The sequence below is a fragment of the Chryseobacterium formosense genome (assembly GCF_900116415.1).
In the GTDB taxonomy this organism is placed as follows: domain Bacteria; phylum Bacteroidota; class Bacteroidia; order Flavobacteriales; family Weeksellaceae; genus Chryseobacterium; species Chryseobacterium formosense.
In genome coordinates this window covers 848349-871024 of the sequence record NZ_FPAP01000001.1, presented here as the reverse complement: position 1 = coordinate 871024, position 22676 = coordinate 848349, and the positions used below count along the sequence as shown (strand labels likewise).

The window sequence follows — 22676 nt, the reverse complement described above, 5'->3', positions numbered from 1 at the left end:
GCTCACTAAAGATTTCACCAGGAACACAATAGTTGTGAGCTTTATGGATAGCCTTAGTGTACGTTGTGGTAAAAAATAATTATGATTACAGCAAACAGCATTTAATTATAGCATATTGCGGACAATCAGATAATTATTTAAACAAAATAATAGGTAATGAAATTACTCATTACCTATCACTTATTATTTATAATTAAGAAATCCACTGATCTTTTCCAAAGTCAGGTTTTCTTTTTTCAAGGAAGGCATTTCTACCCTCTTTTGCCTCTTCTGTCATGTATGCCAAACGGGTTGCTTCTCCCGCAAAAACCTGCTGACCAACCATTCCGTCGTCAGTAAGATTCATTGCAAACTTCAGCATTCTAATCGAAGTTGGAGATTTTGCTAAAATTTCCTGAGCCCATTCGTAAGCTGTGTCTTCCAATTCGTCGTGAGGAATTACGGCATTCACCATTCCCATATCGAAAGCTTCCTGAGCTGAATAATTTCTTCCTAAAAAGAAAATTTCACGTGCTTTTTTCTGTCCGACCATTTTAGCCAAATAAGCTGAACCGTAACCGCCGTCAAAACTTGTAACATCAGCATCGGTCTGCTTGAAAATAGCGTGTTCTTTACTTGCTAAAGTCAAATCACAAACTACGTGAAGCGAGTGACCACCACCTACAGCCCAACCCGGAACCACAGCAATTACCGCTTTCGGCATAAAACGAATCAGACGCTGAACTTCCAGAATATTTAAACGATGTCTTCCATCTTCGCCTACATAACCTTGCTGACCTCTTGCTTTTTGGTCGCCCCCACTACAGAAAGCCCAAACTCCGTCTTTAGAACTTGGCCCTTCTCCTGAAAGCAAAACCACACCAATTGATGGATCTTCTGATGCATCATAAAAAGCATCATACAATTCTGAAGTTGTTTTTGGTCTGAAAGCATTACGGATTTCCGGTCTGTTGAATGCAATTCTTGCCACACCGTTGCATTTTTTATAAGTAATATCTTCGTATTCCTTTACGGTTTTCCACTCGATCATTTTGTAAAATTTTCCCCAAATATACGGAATTGGAGAGAGATTTTATGATATTCGGTTTTGAAATATTAGTAATGGGTGATTGGTAATTAATAATTTGGAAGTAGCTTAATATATCAACATATTTGCTAATAATTTTAAATTTAATAATCATTTGTCATACTCAATGAAAACATTTCTTTTTTATTTTTTGCTTTTATTATCAATTAATATTTTTGGATGCAAATGTGCTTATGAACCCGATATTGAAAGTTCCTTTAAATCTGCAGATATTGTATTCATCGGAAGTGTTTATGATATCAATACTTCATACAAGACAGGATATTCGAATGTTGAAAATTCACTTTCAAAAGTAAAGATTGAAAAGATTTACAAATTTTTAGAAGATGATTTTAAAAGTACAGAAATTACTTTTTTCGGACAGCAGCTTAACTCCTGCGATTTTATGTTCAGAGAAAAAGGAAAATATTTGATTTTTGGATATTTTGATCCTGACACAACCTTCTTTTATACAACTCACTGCTCCGCAACACAATTAATAAACAACTTAGATCAAGATGATTATCTTCTCCTTAAAAAACTCAGTCAGGAAAATAAATCTAAGCAAACCAAAAACACAGAAACGATATCAGATATTATAGAACTTGAAGATAGGTATCCTCATAAAGATGTTACTAATTTAAAGCTGAGCAATCAAAAACTTTCTGAAGAAATTGAGAAGCAGAGAGTCTTCTTTATCGTAATTATTTCTGTTTTATTGGTTATTATTTTAATTCTAATTTGGATGCGTCGAAAAAAGAAGTAGTTTTTTGAATCAAATACAATTTTTAAAGTTTTGAAAATCAAATCCTATAGGTTATAAAAAAACCGACTCTCTCGAATCGGCTTTTCAATTACAATTTATCTAAAATCTTTTTCGGAAGAACTTTTTCCAGCTGTTTTTTATATTCTGCATCGGCGAAAACCACTTTCCAGTTTTTCTTATCTTTTGAAACGGCAACCATTTTCATCGGAGCATTGATAACATAAGCGCCTTCTTTAGCAAGATATTCCACGCTGCCTTTTCCATATTTTTTAGTCAGCATTTCTGAAATAGATTTTTTCATTTCTTCATTCATCGAGCTTACATCTGCTTTGAGTTTTAAATAATAACTTGTGATAGAGAAATTTTCACCGTCTACCAATTCAGGTTTTCCGACTGAAGCAAATTTCATATCCAAAACATCAATCTTCACAAACGGATTATTATAGGTCATGTTCAGCATTTGGGTGAACTGTTCTTTGTTGACAACCGTAAAAAACTTTGGATAGAAACAGTCTACAGTCTGATCAATCTTTTTGTATTTAATGGTATTGGCAAAATAAACCAGTGATTTTCTGATAGACTGATCCTCTGCATTTGCTTTTGTCTGCGCGAAAGAAATCAGAGAAAACAGTATAAAAAGTGCTGTGATGAATCTTGTTTTCATTTTAGATTTTAATTATTTATATGAAACCTCATAGGTTTTGAAAACCTGTGAGGTTTAAAGACTTAAAAGTAATAAAAAAACCGCCTTTCACAAGACGGTTTAAGATATTTTATGAGTGTTGATTAAGGTACTTTTACCAATTCAACATCGAAAATTAACCATGCGTTTGGCGGAATTACTCCTCCTGCACCTCTTTCTCCGTAACCCATCGCTGGCGGAATCAATAAAGTAGCCGTTTCACCTTCTTTTAACAATAAGATTCCCTCGTCCCAACCTTTGATTACTCTACCTGTTCCTACAGGGAATTCAAGAGGCTCATTTCTTTTGAATGAAGAATCGAATTCAGTTCCGTTTGTCAGTTTACCCGCATAATGAACTTTAACGTTATCTCCAGCTTTTGCAGCTTTTCCGTCAGTCTTCTTAGTGATTTTATAGTAAAGACCAGATTCTGTAACCTGCATTCCAGCTTTTAATTCTTCCAAAGCTTTTTTTGCTTCAGCTTCAGCTTTTTCAGCCATTGCTTTGTTATTGGCAGCAATCTTACCTTTTCCTTCGTTGAAAGTTTTTGCAGCATCGTAATTTTTATACTCGTCTCCTTTGCTGAAAATGCTTACTTTCTCAAGTACGATGTCAGTTTTTGGTTTATCCTGAGCTCCTTTTTCAACAGCAGCAATAGCATCAATAGTTTCAGTTCCGCTAACTACAGATCCGAAAATCGTGTGTCTTCCGTCTAACCAAGGAGTAGCCACTTCCGTGATGAAGAACTGAGAACCGTTTGTGTTTGGTCCTGAATTCGCCATAGAAAGAATACCTTTTCCTGTATGTTTAAGATCGTTTTTCTCGTCTTCAAATTTATATCCCGGATCTCCCATTCCTGTTCCCTGAGGATCACCTCCCTGAATCATGAAATCTTTAATTACTCTGTGGAAAATAGTTCCGTCATAAAAAGGAACTCCTTTTGCTTTCGCTTTATTATCGATTTTCCCTTCTGCAAGACCAACAAAATTAGCCACAGTTACCGGTGATTTTTTGTCTTCAAACTTTACAATCATGTTACCTTTTGTAGTCTGAATATTAGCATAAAGTCCGTCTTTAAGCCCTTCGTAAGTTTCTTTGTCTACGTTCATCTTTTTATAAATTGGAGTACAGCTTAAAAGCGAAACGCTCGCCGCTGCTAAGATTATATTTTTGTTTAGGAATTTCATTTTAGAGTGCTTTTAATTTTATAATTAAAGGAATATCGTTATCAATTTTATTTTGGTCACCATAAGTTCCGTAAGCTAATGAAGATGGAACAAGAAGCGTTACTTCTTCACCGTTTTTCATGTATCGAAGTGCATTCTCAACTGCTTTGAGCTCATCAAAATGTCCAAATCTTGCATCCGCCCTGCTTATGGATTTGTCATAAATTTTAGTCTGATCAAAATCGTAAAGATCGTAAGAATACGAAATTGGCGAATCGTCCGGTCTTCTTTCTCTATGGTCGAAACCTTCCACATTCGTCCAGTAATTCAACTGTGTAGGAAAGAATTTTTCGTTCTGACCTTTGATCCATTCCTGAATCTGCTGTCTTTCGATCGCATTGAGATTTCTCATGCGGTTTTTAGATACATCCAGGTCATTCTGGCTCAAAACACCGCCAACCGGAGGATGCACCGGATTATTTCTTTTGCAGCTAAATAAGCTTAAAACAGATATGAAGACTAATTTTTTCATAAAAACTTTTGCGAAAATAAGCATTTCGGGAATTACTGGCAAAAGTTGTTTAACATATTGAATTAAAAGTTTTCACATTTTTTGAAATCAAAATTGATGTTAAAATATTCTTTTGACTTAAGCATAAAGATTTAATTGCTTTTGTCATTCTGACGAAGGAATAATCTCAACATATATTATTAGAGATTCTTCACTCCACTTCGTTCCATTCTGAATGACAAAAATAACCTATTTAGCCAAAAACAAAAAGTCGGGAACAATTCCCGACTTTATATTTGATATTTAATTCTAAAATTAAACGGTCTCCATAGCGTGGTCAACCAAAACTCTCCACCCGAAAGGATCTTCAGCAAGGTTTGTCTGCAAATCAACCAAATCATTTTTAAGAATTACTGCATAGCTTTCCTCATCAGAAAGTCTTGGCAAGTCAAGCTTTTCTCCATTATAACCTAAGGCTTCGAAAACTGTCGTTACAACCGCAGTTCCTACTCCCCAAACTTCTTTCAGGGTTCCGTTTTTCTGTGCTGCAACAACATCTTTTACTTTAATTGGCTCTACTTTCACCTCAAATCCTCTCTTCTTTGCCAATTGAATAAAACTGTCTCTTGTAACACCATCTAAAATTTTCTCAGAAGTTGGTGGTGTATAGATCGTATCGTTGATTCTTACAAATACATTCATCGTCCCACTTTCTTCAAAATATTCGTGAGTAGCATCATCCGTCCAGATAATCTGATCATAACCTTCTTCGATAGCCAACTGGGTCGGGTAAAAAGAAGCAGCATAGTTTCCTGCAGCTTTAGCAGAACCTACTCCACCGCTCGCCGCTCTTGAATAGTGATCTGAAATTTTTACAGAAACTGGTTCTGTATAGTACATTTTTGCAGGTGTTGCAACGATTGCAAACATATATTTATTGGCTACTCTTGCTTTTAAAGCCTCTTCTGTAGCGAAAATCAAAGGTCTGATGTATAAAGACATCCCTTCTCCTTCCGGAATCCATTCTCTGTCGATATCTACCAATGCTTTCAACCCATCCAAAAACATTTCTTCTGTAACTTCCGGCATTGCCAAACGTTTTGCAGATTTATTGATACGTTCAAAATTCTTTTCGGGCCTGAAAAGGAAAACCTGTCCGTCTTTATCTTTGTAGGCTTTCATACCTTCAAAACAAGCCTGTCCGTAATTTACACCCATCATTGCAGGAGAAAATTGTAGCGGACCATAAGGAACCAATTTTACATCACCCCACTTTCCGTTTTCATACTCGCAAATGATCATGTGATCGATGAAAGTATTTCCAAAAGAAAAGTTACTCGGGTCGAATGTAGAAATTCTAGAGTTTTCTGTTTTTTGAATTATCATTTCTTAAAATTTTTATGATGTTCGACAAATTTAACATAATTTTTTAAATATAAAAATTTTAGATTAAATTTGAAAAAAAATACCTTGGAAAGAGAGATTAAGACCACAAACGACGGAAGCAAAACACTGTTTATCAATGAATTAAATGAAAACTATCATTCTCATCATGGTGCGCTTCAGGAAGCAGAACACGTGTTTATTAAAAATGGACTAAATTTGACGAATGATTACGAAATTAATATTTTAGAACTCGGTTTTGGCACAGGTTTGAATGTTTTGGTAACAATTAATGAATATTTAAAAACTGACAAAAATCATGACATCCATTATTTTACCCTAGAAAAATATCCGATAAATGCATTTGAAATAGAAAATCTGGCATATTTTGAGCTTTTTGATAACCCAGAGTTAAAAAATATTTATCAAAAAATTCATCAGACTGAGTGGGAAAAACCGGTAGAAATTATTAAAGGATTTCATTTACATAAAATTCAATGTGATTTTTTTGAGCTTAAAAACATTGATCTGCCGAAGATTAACCTGGTATATTACGATTGCTTCGGTGCGAGAGTTCAGCCCGACCTTTGGGAAAAACCTTTATTTGAAATGGTTTCCAACAAAATGGCGGTCAACGGACTGTTAACGACCTATTCATCTAAAGGAAGTGTGAGAAGAATTCTTCAGGAACTCAAGTTTAATGTTGAAAAAAAACAAGGACCTCCGGGAAAAAGAGAAATGATTAATGCCGTGAAATTATAGGTTTGATACTGGAATCTTGAAGTTGGATGTTCTTTTGATTAAGCCTACAACTTGGCATCCATCTTAAAATATTTTCCCTATTTTAGCTAAGCAAATTATTATTTATGATCGACAATATTAATGTAAGGGTTTATGCATGTGTGGTAAAAGATAAAAAAGTTCTGACTCTTTTTGAAGAATATGCGGGCGAACCTTTAATGAAATTTCCCGGTGGCGGACTGGAATACGGAGAAGGACTAACCGACTGTCTGAAACGCGAATTCGAAGAAGAACTCAATGTACATATAGAAATTGTAGAACATCTTTATACTCAGGAAGATTTTCTGGTATCGAGATTTAAGGAAAATGAGCAGCTTCTTACCATATATTATATAGTAAACATATTAAACGAAGAAGATTTTATCATTCTTGATCCTTGTATAGAAAAAATCGACTGGATAGAAATCAATACAGAAGAAAATCCTTTTTTTTTGCCTGTAGATAAAATTGTTTTCGAGAAGCTGAAAGAAAAATTCCTGTAAATATTTACAGGAATTTTATCATTTCGATACTTTAAAATCTCTCGCTCCGGGATAAGGCTGCAGATAACCTGAATTCCAGTTGGATTGAAGAAGTGATTCCAGAAACTCATCAGTTCTGTTTTTATGAGGATCATATCTATCTTTCAAATCTATATCTGCCATTTTGCCTTTTACATTCCACCAGAAAGCACTCCATCCGCCACGTAATTCTTTGATAATTTCGTAGACATTTTTATTGGTTGCTCTGTTCATCAGCTTAGCAAAAACCTGACCTTCAGTGGTCGTTAAATCTCTTAATTGCTTTTCATACTGGTCTGCCAACATATTTTGCCTGTCTTTTACATACTTTCTTTTTGCAGCAGTATCCAGATTTGTCATTTCTCCCTGAATATCACGATATTGCTGTAAAGCTGTAAGGAATAAAGGATAAACCCGGTATAATTTTTTATTTAAAAAGAAGTAATAATTTTTGTCTAACTGATTATTGAATTTTGGTTTATTTAAAAGAATCAGCTCATCCATTACAACAACAGTTTCGCCATTGATTTCGTAAATTTTAGCTTTTTGTCTTTCGTCATAGAAATATTTATTGCCAAATTCATCCGTCTTTAGTTGATCCTGCGGATACTGACTTAAAGGTTTTACAAAAACTGAATCTCTTTGCTGCCCAAAAACAGTGATACCAAAAAAGACTATAAAAAGGCAGGCAATTTTATGAAATTTCATTATTTTTACACGTATTAGAACAAAATTTAATTACAAAAATCATTCCTTTTATATGAAATTCGAGAAGAAATCTTTGAAATTTTTAGAAAATTATTTAAATACATCGTCACCGACCGGTTATGAACATGAAGGTCAAAAAATATGGATGGATTATATTACTCCATATGTAGATAAAATTGAAGTTGATCATTATGGAACTTGCTATGGAATCATAAACCCTGAAGCAGAATTTAAAGTTGTAATAGAAGCTCACGCCGATGAAATTTCTTGGTATGTTAATTACATCACAGACGATGGTCTTATTTATGTTATCAGAAACGGAGGTTCAGACCAAACAATTGCACCTTCAAAAGTTGTACACATTCATGGCGAGAAAGGAATTGTAAAAGGAGTTTTCGGATGGCCCGCAATTCACACAAGAAGCGCAAATCAAAATGAGCCAACTCCAAAAATTGAAAATATTTTTATCGATTGCGGCGCAACATCAAAAGAAGAAGTTGAAGAACTGGGAATTTTTGTAGGATGCATGATTACGTATCCGGACGAGTTTTTCGAAATGAATGACCGTTATTTTGTTTGCAGAGCTTTAGACAACAGAATCGGAGGATTTATGATTGCTGAAGTGGCAAGACTTTTAAAAGAAAACAAAAAACAGATTCCATTCGGTTTATACATTACAAATTCGGTTCAGGAAGAAGTTGGTCTGTATGGAGCAGATATGATTGCAGATACCATTAAGCCAAACATCGCTATCGTTACCGATGTTACCCACGATACAACAACTCCGATGATCGAAAAGAAAAAAGAAGGCGATCAGAAATGTGGGAATGGTCCGGTTGTATTTTTTGCACCAAGCGTACATCATACCATCAGAGAATTGATTATCGACACGGCTAAAACTAAAAAAATTCCTTTCCAAAGAGCTGCAGCAAGTCGTGCAACAGGAACCGATACGGATGCTTTTGCGCATTCCAACGGCGGTGTTCCAAGTGCTTTGATTTCATTACCTTTGCGCTATATGCATACAACAGTTGAAATGGTTTCTAAAGAAGATGTCAGAAATGTCATCCAATTAATTTACGAAACCCTTCTGAAGATCACACCGGAAATGAAACTGAAGTATCATTAAAAGTAAAAAGAGACAAGTTTAAAGTAAAAAGTAAAAATGAAAACGAAGCTTATTGCTCCTTCCCTTTTAGCCGCAGACTTCGGGAATCTGCAGAGAGATATCGAAATGCTTAATAATTCTCAGGCAGACTGGCTTCATATCGATGTGATGGATGGAAGATTTGTTCCGAATATTTCTTTCGGATTTCCTGTGATGAAAACGGTACAGCAACACGCCAAAAAGTTTGTAGATGTACATTTAATGATTGTTGAACCAGATAAATACGTTGATGAATTCATTAATCACGGAGCAGATTTGATCTCTGTACATTACGAAGCTTGCACCCATCTTCACAGAACGATTCACCACATTCAAAGCAAAGGCGTAAAAGCCGGAGTTGTTCTGAATCCTTCAACACCCGTATTAATGCTTGAAGATATTATTGCTGATGTTGATCTCGTCTTATTGATGAGTGTAAATCCAGGATTCGGAGGTCAGAAATTTATTGAGAATACCTACAAAAAAATTGCAGAAACCAAAGATCTTATCCTGAGCAATAATTCTACAGCTCTTATTGAAATTGATGGCGGTGTGAATTTAGACAATGCCTCAAAACTATTCGAAGCTGGAGCTGATGTTTTAGTGGCGGGAAATGCGGTTTTTTCAGCTGAAAGTCCTGAGAGAACGATTGAGCTTTTAAAAGTTTAAAACCAAAAAAAATATAAAAGGCTGTTTCATCTGAATGAAGCAGCCTTTTTTAATATGATATGAATGTTTATTCAATCTGCTGAAAATTAAAACTAAGATCTCCTCCGTTATAATTTTGAGAAACATTTGTCGGAAAAATCTGTGTCGTAGTACCAATCCATCTGTATTCCCAAACTTTGATATTTCCTGCAGTAATCGGATAAGTTGCATTGCTGTTATCCAACTTATTACGTTTGTACCAATCGTTCGAATTCATGGTGATCATATATTTTTTGTCTTTTTCTAAAACCACTTCAGAAATACTTTTTACTACCGAAACATCTGCTGCAGATACATTTACCGTCTCTGTTCTTAAAACAGTTTTAGCATCGTAATCCCAAATAGTAACCCTAAGATTGGCATTTGATGCAGGCAATTTTACAACCAAAGAATTTATTTTTCCTTTTACATTTGGTGAAAAAGCAAGTCCGAATTCATAATCTCCCGCATTTACAAAATTACTCGTTGTGGTAAATCCAGCCAGTTCATGATATTTGTTTAAAGGATCTTCTTCATGATATACAACAGGAGTCGGCTCATCATCATCTTTGCTACAACTTATGGTAAATACTGTTGTAGATAAAGCAAATAATAAAAGAAGATTTTTTAGCACAATTGGAAATTTTAAATTTTTCATGATATTTTTATTTGTTTAAATTATTGTGACAAAGTTCACAATAAACAAACCTCAGTATAACAGGAAAAACACCTATTTTAAAACCATATTTTTCCTGTAAAAGGAATATAGGAAACAAAAAAAAGCAGTCGTTAAACTGCCTTTCACCTCATTTAAAATAAGATTAGTTTATATGGTCATTAGTTTTCAGAATCGATGCTAGAAATTTGATTCTCTGTTTTAATTTGATGTAAAGATGACTAAATTTAAAACATTAACCAATCCGTAAAATCACGGAAATTTCAACAAGCATTTTTATTTTTAGTTTTAATTAAAAAATAAAACGATATTGATAATTAAATTAAAAAACATTTTTATTTATTTAGTTTAAATAACTATTACTCTGAAAAACAATATTTTATACAAACTATTTATGACGAAATGTCACACAAAAACAATAAAAAAATCCGGAATAAAATTCCGGACAAAATTTATATTATTTTAATCTGATTTAGAAAATTTCTCTTCCTGAAAAATGGAATTGAGCTTCGATTAAAGCATTTTCATTAGAGTCTGAACCGTGTACAGCATTCTCTCCGATGCTTCTGGCAAACATTTTTCTGATTGTTCCTTCAGCAGCTTCAGCAGGATTTGTAGAACCGATTAAAGTTCTAAAATCTTCAACGGCATTGTCTTTTTCTAAAACCGCAGCAACGATAGGCCCTGAACTCATAAATTCTACCAATTCACTATAAAAAGGTCTTTCCGCGTGAACTTCGTAGAATTTTTTTGCATCAGCAACAGTAAGCTGAGTTAATTTTAAAGCTTTAATTTTGAATCCACTTTCAGAAATCTTCCCTAAAATAGCACCAATGTGACCATCAGCAACTGCATCAGGTTTGATCATTGTGAATGTAATGTTTGACATATTTGAATATTTTTTTAATGGCACAAAATTACAAAAAATATCCTAAAATAATTTTAAAATAATTTTAACATAAAATAACTTTTGTTAAGAATTGAGAGTTGATTCTTGGCACAGTAATTGTTATTAATATTCCGATTCTCATGTTTAATTTGAGTTTTCATGGTTATTAGTTTTTACCCAGCTTCGGCTGGGTTTTTTATTGCTAATAAATCATCACTTTCTTTATCAAATTCACATTTAAACAAACAAAATAAAATAGGAATAAAAAATTAATGCTTCAATATCAATCAAAGCAATAAATTGTATCGGAAAAAATTAATGACTATATATTTACTTATGTGCGTTTTCCTCCGCCTCTTCCATAAGTTTAATATAAGTAGAATATCTTGAATGTTGAATTTCCCCAGTTTCTAAAGACTCCAGAACGGCACATTTAGGCTCATTAATGTGAAGGCAGTTATGATATTTGCACTCTTCTCTTTTTTTGAAAATTTCAGGAAAATAATGTTGTACTTCTTCTTTCTCTATATCAATCATGGCAAATTCACGAACTCCGGGTGTATCGATCACATTTCCACCAAAATCCCAAAAATGCATTTGTGCAAAGGTTGTTGTATGTTTTCCTTTTAAATGAGTATCAGAAATTTCCGAGGTTCTCAGATTAAGATCAGGCTGTAAAGCATTAACCAGAGTAGATTTTCCGCAACCTGAATGTCCGAAAAACACAGAAGTTTTATCTTTCAGAATTTCAACAAGATTATCAAGATTTAATTTTGAATAAGATGAAATTTCTAAAGTCTCATACCTAATTTCGTTGTAGAGAAACTCAATATCTTTTACGATTTCAGATTCTTCTTCAGAAAGAACATCCATTTTATTAAACAAAATCAGAGGCGTAATATTGTAAGCTTCACAACATGCCAAAAAACGGTCAAGAAACCCGAGAGAAGTTTCGGGATGCTTTAAAGTAAAAATAAAGCACGCCAGATCAATATTTGAAGCAATAATATGTGCTTCTTTAGAAAGGTTTACCGATTTTCGGATAAGGTAATTTTTGCGGGGATCTATTTTTGTAATCCAGGCAACATCGTCCTGCTCCAATTGAAATTCAACAAAATCACCAACAGCTAAAGGATTGGTAAGTCTGGTTTTTATCAGCTTGAATTTTCCTCGAATTCTCGCTTCGAAAATTTTCCCGGTTTCTGTTTCCAAAACCTGGTACCAGCTTCCCGTAGATTTAATGACTTTTCCTTTCATATTTTAAGATACGGCAAATATAGGGAATTAGTTTAGGTTTGAGAGTTTTAGAGTCTATGAGTTTAAAGTGTTATTAGAATAATTTTTGTATTCGACAATAACACTTTTGCCCTAAAACACTAAAACCCTCTCACATATTTACCTGTCAATCATAATATTATTCTGAACTTCAATTGACTCTTCGTGAATTGCTTTAAAAACTTTTTCTATAAATTCCTGAGACATTCCTGTTTCTGAAGCTTTTTGTACGGCATATTCGGTAATGACTTTCCATCTTTCAGGCTGAAAAATAGCAATATCATTCTCTTTCTTCAGTTTACCAATTTTTGCAGAAATTTTCATTCTCTGAGAAAGCAATTCAATCAACTGAAAATCCAAATCGGAAATCAAGGTTCTGTGTCTTCCCATTTCATCATCAAAACCGGCAAGATCTGTACTTCTTACTTTAAGATTTGAAATCATATTGCCTAAAACTTCCGGCGTAATCTGTTGTGCAGCATCACTCCACGCCTCATCAGGATTGCAATGTGTTTCGATAATAGCACCTTGGTAACCTACATTCAGAGCTTCCTGAGTAATATCTGCCAATCCGGTACGATTTCCGCAAATATGTGAAGGGTCTATTAAAATCGGAATATTCGGAAACTGGCTTTTGAAATCTAAGGCAATCTGCCAATTCGGATTATTTCTGTATTTTGTTTTCTGGTAAGTAGAAAAACCTCTGTGAATAGCTCCTAAATTCTTAATATCCTGCCCTAAAAGTCTTTCTAAAGCACCAATCCATAATGCCAAATCCGGATTTACAGGATTTTTAACCAAAACAATTTTTTCTGTACCTTTCAAAGCTTCGGCAATTTCCTGAACTGTAAAAGGATTTACAGTAGAACGTGCTCCTATCCATAAAATATCGACATCAGCTTCTAAAGCAGCATCTACGTGATGAGCGTTCGCAACTTCAGTCGCGGTTTTAAAACCATATTCTTCTTTTACTTTTTTCAGCCAGTTTAAACCAATTACGCCCACTCCTTCAAAACCATTTGGTTTCGTTCTCGGCTTCCAGATTCCTGCACGAAAAATCGGAACCTGAGCATTAGTATTTTTAATTCTTTTTGCTGTTTCCAGCATTTGTTGTTCACTTTCCGCACTGCATGGTCCTGCAATTATAAGAGGTTGCTGAAAATCTTTTATCCAGCTGTTTTCTAAATCTCTTAAGTTCATATTGTAAATTTTATTTTAAATTAAAGGCAATAGTATATTCATTATAAAGTTACTTTATAATTCTTTCTAAAAAATGTCGTTCAAAAATTGTTATGAAATCAGGAATCTACAGTAGAGTTCCCATATTTTTTTTAAGAAAGAAATTAAATTAGCTGTACCAATAAAATCGATAATAGCTTCTAAAATTTCTGTAATAAAAAGTTGCAAAAGAAAGATAACTGCTTAAAAAATAAGCAGGCGCAAAACTGATTGTTTGAGTAGAATCAGCAGTATATGGAAGTTTGGAATGTTCCAATTTGTATACTTTTTTTTATCTTGTCTCTGTAAATATTAAGCAAATATATAAAAAATTATGACAAATCAAACTTCATCAAATCATCAAGATCTTTCAGTAGCGGATTTTTTTCTATAAATTTTTCGAAAATTTTCTTTTTGGTGACGATTTCAATCTTAAGATTTTCATGATCTTTTTTAAATTGAAACTCTATGGAATGGTTGTTTACCTTATGCTTAAAATGATTAAAAAACTCAATACTTATTTTATCAAACTCATTTTTTGCGGAATCTGAAGGATAAGATATCTGAATAATTTTTTCATCAATTTTAGTAAATTTAAAAGTTTTTATAGCATTGAAAACCACAGGGTCTTTTTGGCGAAGCTGTTTTAAAAGGATCATCCATTCGTTCTGTACATCTGTTTCAGTAAAATGATGTTCTGGAAGTTTTTCTGTATTTACAATTGTTGCTTTATCTTCAACCTCAGATTTTTCTTCTTTATTTAAAAGAGAATTAATGCTGAAACTTGAAGAAATATTGGGTCTTGATAAAGGTTTTGAGGCTTTTTTAATGAGAACTTCAGCAGGCGGTTCAGGAGCAGTTTTTGTCTCAACTTTTACCTCTTCAATTTTTTTCTCCTGAATCTGAGTTGGTAATTTTACTTCCTGCTTCTCTTTGAGAAATGGAGCTAATATTATAAACTTTTTTTTTTAGCTAATTCGCCACCGGCAGAAAGAGAAGACAATTGCATCAACGCAATTTCTACAGTAAGCCTCGGATTTTTTGAATTTTTGTAATTAATGTCTGCATGATTACAGATTTCAATAGCATCAATCAGATGTTGAGCGCTCCATTTTTGTCCCTGTTCCGTAAATTTCACTTTGGTCTGCTCTCCTACTTCGATCAGATCCATTGTTGAAGGATTCTGAGCCATCATCAGATCACGGAAATGATTACCAAGTCCTGCAATAAATAAATGTGGATCAAAACCTTTCTTTACAATTTCATTGAAAGCAGAAAGCACTTCAGGAATTTTACTTTCTTTCGCTAAATCTACAATTTTAAGATACTGATCGTAATCTAGAATGTTAAGAACTTCCGCAGCTTTAGCAAGTGTAATATTCTTTTGTGAAAAAGTAGAAAGTCTGTCAAAAATTGAAAGCGCATCTCTCAAAGCTCCGTCAGCTTTTTGTGCGATCAAATACAAAGCATCATCTTCATATTTAATATTTTCTTTCTCAGCAATCTTTCTTAAATGATCCTGAATATCAAGAATGGTAATTCTTTTGAAATCGTAAATCTGACAACGGGATAAAATCGTAGGAATAATTTTATGCTTTTCCGTCGTTGCCAAAATGAAAATCGCATGAGCAGGCGGTTCTTCCAGTGTTTTAAGGAAAGCATTGAAAGCCGCTGAAGACAACATGTGAACCTCATCGATAATATACACTTTGTACTGACCAACCTGTGGCGCAAAACGTACCTGATCGATTAGCTCACGAATATCATCAACAGAGTTATTGGATGCTGCATCGAGCTCATAGATATTGTAAGCAAAGCCGTCCTCTGAGACAGAACCGTCCTTTTCGTTGATTTTTCTTGCCAAAATTCTGGCACAAGTTGTTTTGCCGACGCCTCGAGGACCGCAAAACAACAGCGCCTGTGCTAACTGATTTTCTTCAATAGCATGTTCCAGCGTATCTGTAATGTGAGACTGCCCAACAACGGTATCAAACTGTTGCGGACGGTATTTTCTTGCAGATACGATAAAATTTTCCATTGCCCAAAAGTATGAAATATAGTTTTAATTTAAAAATTTTAATTTTCAAATTTCATTAAAATACACCTATAATTTTGGGTAACAGAATATTATTTATTGTAAGCGAATTCGATAATATCTTCGATTGCGGTCTTTATTTTTTGTCTTCCGTCTTCACTTTTCATATCGATACCGCAGAATGTAGTTGCATTGTGTGCCGTAAACATATTTAAGTGATAACTTCCAGCAACTAAAATAGCTGCAATTGCTCTAAATTTCTCAGATTTTTCTCCAAAATAAGGATCTGTAATATTTTTGAATAATTCTTCACCCACTTCTTCTCTCTGATCAAAAAGCTTTTTAAGAATCGGCCGGCTTTCAGACATTTCCCAAATCAGGATTTTCTGAAGTTCTTTGTTCTTTTTAAGATTTTCAAACTGATTCAGAATTGCTATTTTAGACATTTCTTTTCCTCCGTCAGATAAATCTGTATCGCTTGCAAGCTCAAATCTGCTCCAGTAATCCTGAGATTTGATATATTCGTCGATCAATTTATCTGTACTTCCGAAATATTCGTAGATCAGCTTTTTATCAAAGCCTGCAACAGCAGCAATTTTGCTTACCATTAATCCTGAATATCCTTTGGTTTTCAAAATCTTTCCTACTGCATTGAGTAGTTTTTGTTTTGTTTTTTCTTTGTCCCTGATAGGACCTTGTACAACTTTTCTAGGCATCGTCTTATATATTAATTTGCTAAAAGCAATTTTTATTTACCATTAATCTTTTTGTCTCCAAAGAAGAGTAAACTTATTGTTTTTAAAAGAGTTATTGAACTCTGCTTTTACAAATATACATCTCTTTAGTGAGAATTGTATATCTTATTTTATTAATTACGATTTTTTCAATCACTTGGTTTTGAAATATCAAAAAAAATTGTTGCTAACCATTAATTTCTCACAATACAAAAAGTAAAAATACTACATCTAAACTTAATCAAATTTATCTACTTTTTAAATATCAGCATAAAAATAACGGCAAAAATAAATTATTTTTAAAATATGTACTCATTAAAAATATTATTTTTAATGCAAAAGATTTATAACTAATAATTGTGTGAATTAATATAACTCACAAATCCTTAATAAACATTAAGATTTATGCAATTAAAAAAAGGAACAATTTTTTCATAAATATTTTTATGAATTTTTATTGTGTGGAGCTTCTAATGTCTCTTTTATGGTAAATAATAATCAAAAAGAATATTTTGAACCTATCTTTGTACAAGCAAATATTATCGAAATACAATGAAAATCGTCACTTTAAAAGAAGGCAATTTTGCGGCCGACAAACAAAAGAATTTCACACTGCTTGATAAACATCCGGAAGCCAAAGGAATCAAAATATCGATACAGCCTTTTTTAGCCATAACCAAAAACGATTACATCCTTATCGACGCTGGTTTCGGCTGGAAAAATGATAACGGGAAATTAGTTATTAAAGAAATATTAGAAAGTGAAAATATTAAACCTGATCAGATCACAAAAGTTCTACTTTCGCACTTACACAAAGACCATATCAATGGAACTTTGGTGAAAACAGAGAATGGTTTTGAGCCTGTTTTCCCGAATGCTGAAATTTATATTCAAAAGAGAGAACTTGATTTCGCCTTTGAAAGCCGTGGAAATCCTTCCTTCGATTTTGAAGTTTTAGAATCGCTCATTCAATTGCCAAATATCATCTGGATGAATGATGATTATGGAAATATTAATGACGAAATTTATTATGAAGTTGTTGGCGGTCACAGTCCGTTTATGCAGGTTTTTAAAATTACTGAAGATCGTGAAACCGCGTTTTATGGCGCAGATAATCTTCCTCAGGAATCTTATTTAAAATATCATCTGGCTTACAAAAGTGATTTTGATGGTAAAAAAGCGATGCAACTCCGCATTAAATGGTATGAAGAAGCCCTTGAAAACCACTGGAAAGTTTTGCTTTATCACGATTTGGAAAAAAGCATAATCCAATTCTAACTAAAATTTAAGTTTAAATCATTTACCAATCAGATTTTATCGTACATTTGTTTTTTCGAAAAAGGAAATGGTGTCTTCCTTACCCAACCGCCTTAAAAAGCTGATGGCGCCTGATTAATTGAATGTTTTACCATTTAATCAGGAATGTATGTTTAAAAATAACAAAAAATCAGTTTTCAGAACGCTTCTTATTTTAATTAAATTATTTTTCAGAAATTATCCTTCTGCTCTTTTTGCACTGAAATGGTTTTTCATTACTTTGATAACAGGAATTTTAATCGGAAGTGCTTCTGCATTTTTTCTTCAGACTTTGGAATGGGCAACGCAATTCAGAGAAAATCATCTTTGGCTGATTGCATTCTTACCTTTAGGTGGTTTTTTGGTTGGTTTAATGTATCATTATTTCGGAAAAGATGTTGAAGCCGGAAATAATTTATTGATTGAAACCATTCATGAGCCAGGAAAAATAATTCCTCTTAAAATGGCATCATTTGTTTATTTAGGAACGATGGTTACCCATTTCTTTGGTGGTTCTGCGGGTCGTGAAGGCACGGCTTTACAAATGGCGGGAGCAATTGCTGACCAGTTTTCAAAACCACTCAGGCTTTCAGAAGATGATAGAAAAATACTGATTATTTCTGCAATTTCAGCGGGGTTTGGTTCTGTTTTCGGTACACCTTTAGCCGGAGCAATTTTCGGACTGGAAGTTTTTCTTGTCGGAAGATTAAAATACAATGCCTTATTTCCCGCTTTTTCGGCAGCGATTATTGCGGATTTGACTACCAAATTATGGAATACCCATCATACTCATTATCATATTGACTTCATTCCTGAAATTTCATTTTTAAATATTTTATATGCAATCATTTCAGGGATTTTATTCGGAATCTGTGCCGCAACGTTCAGTAAAGCAATTCATAAAACCGGAAATGTATTTAAATCAAAAATAAATTATTCTCCATTAAGACCATTTTTTGGTGGAATTATCGTTGCATCTGCTGTTTTTTTAATGGGAACTACAAAATACGTCGGTTTAGGAATTCCGACCATTGTAGATTCTTTTGAACAGCAACTTCCAGCTTATGATTTTGCATTAAAAATGATTTTTACCATTGTCACTTTGGCGGCAGGTTTTAAAGGTGGTGAAGTTACTCCTCTGTTTTTTATCGGTGCAACTTTAGGAAACGCTTTGGGATATTTTATTCCCTTACCTATCGCTCTGTTGGCAGGAATGGGCTTTGTAGCAGTTTTTGCCGGAGCAACCAATACACCGATCGCGTGCAGTATTATGGCAATTGAATTATTTGGAAATGAATGTGGCGTTTATGTTGCGATTGCCTGTGTTGTTTCTTATTTGTTTTCCGGTGCAAACAGTATTTACAAAAGCCAGATTATCGGAGAACCAAAAAACAGAAGATTTTTGAAAGATACTGGCAAAAAATTGAGTGAACTATAAAATATGTAAAGACCGAAATGATTGATTCCGGTCTTGTTTAAGATATTATTTTTGAATTTAACGAATTGCGATTTCATTCAATTTGAATTTAAAATCATTTAATTGTTTTTGTATTTTTAATTTTTGAGTTGAAAAGAAAGAAGTTTTCTCGAAAAGCTGTTCATAATATTCTATGCCGTCAAGAAGATTAGATTTAAATGTATTCCATTTTTTAACTTGCACATTCGTAAGTTCGCCTGAAAAACCTAAAATTTCTTTTTTTAAATGATCAACGTACATTTTTAATTCATTAATAAACATATTCGGCCGCTCAACATCCGAAAGAACGTTTGTATTTCCATAAATATGACCCACCATTTCCGAAAGCGAAACTTCTTTATCAAAATAAGCCAAATTTGGTCCCGGACAAATCACAACCCCCTGTTTTTCACCTTTTATATCAATGTTGTTTTCCAGATAAGCAGAATTTACCAGACCAACACAAAGACATGCTTTATCGGTGATTTCATTTTTTTTAGATTGAAACTGATCTTCGGTTAATTCGTTTCTCACCGATTCAAGATCATTTAATTTTATTTCCTGGTATTTTTTTGATGCCGTACAAATTCCCTGTGGAGAATATTCTTTGCTTAATGCCAATAATTTTTTAGGACACGAACTTCCAAATTTGTTTTTCGCTTCTTTTTGATATTTTAAAATTTCGTTTGAAGTTCCTCTTACTGTATTGAATGGAACGCCCAAAGGTGAGATATTGCTCAGAAAATAATCATCTTGCTTTGATTTTGCTAAAAGATTTCTGGTTTCACGGTCTACAGAAGTTGCTTCAGGAACCAAAAGAAAAGGCGATCCCCAACCAACACTGTCAACCAGATAATTCTCTAAAAGAAAATCATGCTCCTCGGAAGTTCCTACTCCACCCTGAACCGTTATTTTCATTTCTAAAGGTTCAGCAGGAATATACTTTTCTTTTTGTTGAAGAGCTTTAATCATCAAAGAATGTGCGGAGGAAATCAGTTCATTTTTCTTTTGTTTAAATTCTTCCATGATTGGACCAAGCAGTAAACCTTCCGTTGCAAAAGCATGACCGCCACAATTCAAACCGGATTCAATTCTGTATTCGGAAACCCAAAGTCCTTTTTTTGCTAAAAAATTTCCCTGGATCATTGCAGAACGGAAATCGCTGACCTTAAGAATAATTTTCTTTTTAATAAAGTTATTTGTATCCGGAAAAAAGTCATCAAATTCTTCAATATAGCTGTACAAACGAGGGTTCATTCCTGCAGAAAGTATCATTGCCGAAGAGATTTTACTTTTAGCAAAACCGCGTAGCGAAGCATGTGCATCATTATAAATTACAGGAAGCTGCACGTTTTTTTTGTAATTGTCTTTATCAACTTTGGTCATGATATTGACATCAATATTTCCCGGAATGAGATTTTTTTCTACAAAATTTTTAATATTTGATGCTAAAGAATCGCCCTGATTCAAAATATTCTGTAAACCGTTCTTTAACTCGGAAGTATTGGGAAGCATTGCCATAAAATTCTTGAGCGCTTCCGTATTCTTAGAAATTTCTTCTTTGAAAGATTCAAATTTTTCGGTGACGATATCATCCATCATATCGAGATAATCGGTGATTCTTTTGGCTCTGTAATCTTCGGTTTTAGTAGAAATCCCGAAATAGTTGAGATTGAATTTTTTGCTGTAGAAATTTTTCATTTTTTCTACAATTTCATCGTCAATAATTGAAACAACGGAGGAAATTCCGTATTGTGCAACACGAATCGGGCTGTCGATCGTGTAAGATAATCCCATAACGGGAATATGAAAACTGTGTAAAGGCTTATTAATCATTATTTAAATAAAAATTTTACCCTCATATTTCTATGAAAGTGATAATGATCTGAAAACCTGCGAATTTCTTCTAAAAATTCTTTACAAAAATAAATATTTACGGCAGACTATGCAAGAGATAACAATTTAAACAAATCTAATGCTGTACAATTTTTAAAATCAAATATTTACGAAAAATATTGAATTTTTATAAATTTATCATTAAAAATCATAACAATTTGGTAGTATTTTAATTCTATTTTCATTAAATTTACGTTTTCAATTTCATAAACAACTATTGCTTTATAATGTTTGAGTTTAGAAAAATACTCTTTTTACTCAGTCTATTTTTTAGTTTTTTAGCACCCTCTCAGCAAAAACTGACCGCCAAAGAACTGAAAGCTAAGATTACCAACAATTCTAAACTATACAAAACAAATATTGATAAGGCTTACCAGGAACTGAACGGACTCATGAATCAGTCTGTTATTCTGAAAGATTCGATTTCTGAAATGAAACTTCTCGACAGAAAATGCCGCTATTTTTATAGTAAAAATATGATGGACAGCCTGATTATTACCAGTGAAAACCTTCAGAAAAAAGCTAACAAATTTAATGACATTTATTTTGAAGCCATGTCGCATATTTATATTGCCGAGATCTATTCCATCAATAAATTTCCTGACAAGGCAATTTCAAATCTGAATTCAGCCTACAAGATCTTACAAAAAGGTGATCCTGAAAGTGAGAAGATTTTCTATGCAAAAGCGAATGTTCTGAGCAGTTTTGCCAATATTTATTTAGATAAAAATCAGCCAAAAGAAGCCGCAAAAAAAATTTATGAACAGATCCAAAGTGGAAAACAGCTGAAAAATAAATTTGAAAGAGACAATTTTCAGTACCTGAACTACGCCAATCTTGCCAATATTTACAGCCAGTTTAATGCTGATTCGGCTTATCATTATGCAAAAAAATCTATTTTAATAAAACCCAAAGAGGTAATTGACGAGAAAGCAATGGTCGACAATTATTCGGTCATAGGGAAAGTTTATAAGGAGAAGAAAAATTATGAGAGTTCATTAAAAAACTTTCACAAAGCACTTTACATCAGCAAAAAAACTGGCATGGAACTCAATGCCAATCAGATTTACCATTCGCTGAAAGAAATTTATGACATTCTCAACATCAAAGACAGCTCAGATTTCTATAAAAATAAGATCGAACAGCACGAATTGAAAGCCCTGAAAAGCAAATACAATTCTTTACAGGAGGTTATCAATAAAGATAAAAAAGAACAGGAAAAAGCCCAAAATGCATTTTGGTATTGGATTATTCCTGTTTTTGCATCGATCGGAATCGCATTTTTTATAACAAAGAGAAAAAGTAAAAAACCTCTCATCGAAAGTGAAAATGAAACCAGACCCGAAATCAATCTAAGCGAAACTTATCATGATCTGATAGAACTTCTTGAAAAAAGAGATCCGGCTTTTATGTTTGCATTCGAGAAAGTTTATCCTGATTTTTCGGCTCGTCTTTTAGAAAAAAATTCAGAACTGCAACAATCTGAGATTGAATTTTGCGCACTTCTTAAATTAAAATTAACAACGAAAGAAATTGCTAAAATCAGCTTTATTGAAACCAGAACTGTTCAGAATAAGAAATACCGAATTAGAAAAAAACTCGACATTCCCCAAAATGTTGACATCTATCATTGGATTGACCAGATCTAAAAAACCATCTTTTAAAAATTATATTTAATATAATAATTATCACATATTTTTGAACTTATTTCAAAAAAGTATCTAATGAGTATGTGATTTAATAAACATTTCACAAAATTACTTCTCAAATAAAATACCACATAA

The 22676-nt window shown here is 33.3% G+C and carries 23 protein-coding genes and 1 riboswitch; of the genes, 9 read left to right on the top strand and 14 right to left on the bottom strand.

What is annotated here, in order from left to right:
• Positions 1 to 193 precede the first annotated feature (193 nt).
• On the bottom strand, positions 194 to 1030 hold the full coding sequence (locus BM371_RS04085) for a 1,4-dihydroxy-2-naphthoyl-CoA synthase (protein WP_034676149.1): 837 nt from the start codon (positions 1028 to 1030) through the stop codon (positions 194 to 196).
• 163 nt (positions 1031 to 1193) lie between these two features.
• Here BM371_RS04085 and BM371_RS04080 point away from each other — a divergent pair, with 163 nt between their 5' ends.
• Positions 1194 to 1832 carry a hypothetical protein gene (locus BM371_RS04080; protein ID WP_034676147.1) on the top strand — a complete coding sequence of 213 codons (639 nt, stop codon included), beginning with the start codon at positions 1194 to 1196 and terminating at the stop codon, positions 1830 to 1832.
• Between the two features lie 88 nt (positions 1833 to 1920).
• On the opposite strand, the gene BM371_RS04075 is transcribed toward BM371_RS04080, so the two are convergent.
• The 4 genes from BM371_RS04075 to BM371_RS04060 form a co-directional block, all read right to left on the bottom strand.
• On the bottom strand, positions 1921 to 2496 hold the full coding sequence (locus BM371_RS04075) for a hypothetical protein (RefSeq protein WP_034676145.1): 576 nt from the start codon (positions 2494 to 2496) through the stop codon (positions 1921 to 1923).
• A 122-nt stretch (positions 2497 to 2618) separates the two neighbouring features.
• Complete coding sequence (locus BM371_RS04070) at positions 2619 to 3623, bottom strand: peptidylprolyl isomerase (protein WP_117601830.1); 1005 nt, start codon at positions 3621 to 3623, stop codon at positions 2619 to 2621.
• A 79-nt stretch (positions 3624 to 3702) separates the two neighbouring features.
• The gene (locus BM371_RS04065) at positions 3703 to 4212 is read right to left on the bottom strand and encodes an FKBP-type peptidyl-prolyl cis-trans isomerase (RefSeq protein WP_034677337.1); all 510 of its coding nucleotides are present in this window, start codon (positions 4210 to 4212) and stop codon (positions 3703 to 3705) included.
• A 294-nt stretch (positions 4213 to 4506) separates the two neighbouring features.
• Positions 4507 to 5577, bottom strand: coding sequence for a branched-chain amino acid aminotransferase (locus tag BM371_RS04060; RefSeq protein WP_034676139.1), 1071 nt, complete (start codon positions 5575 to 5577; stop codon positions 4507 to 4509).
• A gap of 84 nt (positions 5578 to 5661) precedes the next feature.
• On the opposite strand from BM371_RS04060, the gene mnmD reads away from it, so the two are divergent.
• Both mnmD and BM371_RS04050 read left to right on the top strand, forming a co-directional pair.
• The gene (gene mnmD, locus BM371_RS04055) at positions 5662 to 6336 is read left to right on the top strand and encodes a tRNA (5-methylaminomethyl-2-thiouridine)(34)-methyltransferase MnmC2 (protein ID WP_034677335.1); all 675 of its coding nucleotides are present in this window, start codon (positions 5662 to 5664) and stop codon (positions 6334 to 6336) included.
• 104 nt (positions 6337 to 6440) lie between these two features.
• Positions 6441 to 6857, top strand: coding sequence for an NUDIX hydrolase (locus BM371_RS04050; RefSeq protein ID WP_034676136.1), 417 nt, complete (start codon positions 6441 to 6443; stop codon positions 6855 to 6857).
• Positions 6858 to 6875: 18 nt separating this feature from the next.
• Here the strand turns inward: BM371_RS04050 and BM371_RS04045 are convergent, their stop codons facing one another.
• The gene (locus tag BM371_RS04045; protein ID WP_034676134.1) at positions 6876 to 7583 is read right to left on the bottom strand and encodes a DUF4294 domain-containing protein; all 708 of its coding nucleotides are present in this window, start codon (positions 7581 to 7583) and stop codon (positions 6876 to 6878) included.
• Positions 7584 to 7635: 52 nt separating this feature from the next.
• Between BM371_RS04045 and chrP the strand changes: the two genes are divergently transcribed.
• A complete protein-coding gene (gene chrP / locus BM371_RS04040) occupies positions 7636 to 8712 on the top strand; it encodes a chryseobasin maturation metalloprotease ChrP (protein ID WP_034676132.1) in 1077 nt (358 codons plus the stop codon).
• A 36-nt stretch (positions 8713 to 8748) separates the two neighbouring features.
• The gene (rpe, locus tag BM371_RS04035; RefSeq protein ID WP_034676130.1) at positions 8749 to 9399 is read left to right on the top strand and encodes a ribulose-phosphate 3-epimerase; all 651 of its coding nucleotides are present in this window, start codon (positions 8749 to 8751) and stop codon (positions 9397 to 9399) included.
• A 67-nt stretch (positions 9400 to 9466) separates the two neighbouring features.
• On the opposite strand, the gene BM371_RS04030 is transcribed toward rpe, so the two are convergent.
• From BM371_RS04030 to BM371_RS04010, 5 genes are all read right to left on the bottom strand, one after another.
• Positions 9467 to 10075, bottom strand: a complete 609-nt coding sequence (locus BM371_RS04030) for a DUF4082 domain-containing protein (RefSeq protein WP_034676128.1) — start codon at positions 10073 to 10075, stop codon at positions 9467 to 9469.
• A 490-nt stretch (positions 10076 to 10565) separates the two neighbouring features.
• Positions 10566 to 10982 (bottom strand): nucleoside-diphosphate kinase, encoded by a 417-nt coding sequence (locus BM371_RS04025; protein WP_034676126.1) that lies wholly within the window; start codon positions 10980 to 10982, stop codon positions 10566 to 10568.
• 330 nt (positions 10983 to 11312) lie between these two features.
• On the bottom strand, positions 11313 to 12239 hold the full coding sequence (rsgA, locus tag BM371_RS04020; RefSeq protein ID WP_034676124.1) for a ribosome small subunit-dependent GTPase A: 927 nt from the start codon (positions 12237 to 12239) through the stop codon (positions 11313 to 11315).
• A gap of 138 nt (positions 12240 to 12377) precedes the next feature.
• Complete coding sequence (locus BM371_RS04015) at positions 12378 to 13457, bottom strand: chorismate mutase (protein WP_034676121.1); 1080 nt, start codon at positions 13455 to 13457, stop codon at positions 12378 to 12380.
• A 350-nt stretch (positions 13458 to 13807) separates the two neighbouring features.
• The gene (locus BM371_RS04010) at positions 13808 to 14134 is read right to left on the bottom strand and encodes a hypothetical protein (protein WP_034676118.1); all 327 of its coding nucleotides are present in this window, start codon (positions 14132 to 14134) and stop codon (positions 13808 to 13810) included.
• Between the two features lie 115 nt (positions 14135 to 14249).
• Between BM371_RS04010 and BM371_RS20875 the strand changes: the two genes are divergently transcribed.
• On the top strand, positions 14250 to 14375 hold the full coding sequence (locus BM371_RS20875) for a hypothetical protein (protein WP_262486412.1): 126 nt from the start codon (positions 14250 to 14252) through the stop codon (positions 14373 to 14375).
• A gap of 52 nt (positions 14376 to 14427) precedes the next feature.
• On the opposite strand, the gene dnaX is transcribed toward BM371_RS20875, so the two are convergent.
• Both dnaX and BM371_RS04000 read right to left on the bottom strand, forming a co-directional pair.
• The gene (dnaX, locus tag BM371_RS04005; RefSeq protein WP_034676116.1) at positions 14428 to 15513 is read right to left on the bottom strand and encodes a DNA polymerase III subunit gamma/tau; all 1086 of its coding nucleotides are present in this window, start codon (positions 15511 to 15513) and stop codon (positions 14428 to 14430) included.
• 89 nt (positions 15514 to 15602) lie between these two features.
• Complete coding sequence (locus BM371_RS04000) at positions 15603 to 16226, bottom strand: TetR/AcrR family transcriptional regulator (RefSeq protein ID WP_034676114.1); 624 nt, start codon at positions 16224 to 16226, stop codon at positions 15603 to 15605.
• Positions 16227 to 16796: 570 nt separating this feature from the next.
• Here BM371_RS04000 and BM371_RS03995 point away from each other — a divergent pair.
• Positions 16797 to 17522 carry an MBL fold metallo-hydrolase gene (locus BM371_RS03995; protein ID WP_034676112.1) on the top strand — a complete coding sequence of 242 codons (726 nt, stop codon included), beginning with the start codon at positions 16797 to 16799 and terminating at the stop codon, positions 17520 to 17522.
• Positions 17523 to 17576: 54 nt separating this feature from the next.
• Positions 17577 to 17642, top strand: a riboswitch (Fluoride riboswitch).
• 28 nt (positions 17643 to 17670) lie between these two features.
• On the top strand, positions 17671 to 18978 hold the full coding sequence (locus tag BM371_RS03990) for a voltage-gated chloride channel family protein (RefSeq protein WP_081874545.1): 1308 nt from the start codon (positions 17671 to 17673) through the stop codon (positions 18976 to 18978).
• Between the two features lie 57 nt (positions 18979 to 19035).
• On the opposite strand, the gene BM371_RS03985 is transcribed toward BM371_RS03990, so the two are convergent.
• Positions 19036 to 20832 (bottom strand): hypothetical protein, encoded by a 1797-nt coding sequence (locus tag BM371_RS03985; protein ID WP_034676110.1) that lies wholly within the window; start codon positions 20830 to 20832, stop codon positions 19036 to 19038.
• 287 nt (positions 20833 to 21119) lie between these two features.
• Here BM371_RS03985 and BM371_RS03980 point away from each other — a divergent pair, with 287 nt between their 5' ends.
• The gene (locus tag BM371_RS03980) at positions 21120 to 22541 is read left to right on the top strand and encodes a helix-turn-helix transcriptional regulator (protein ID WP_034676108.1); all 1422 of its coding nucleotides are present in this window, start codon (positions 21120 to 21122) and stop codon (positions 22539 to 22541) included.
• Positions 22542 to 22676: the final 135 nt, after the last annotated feature.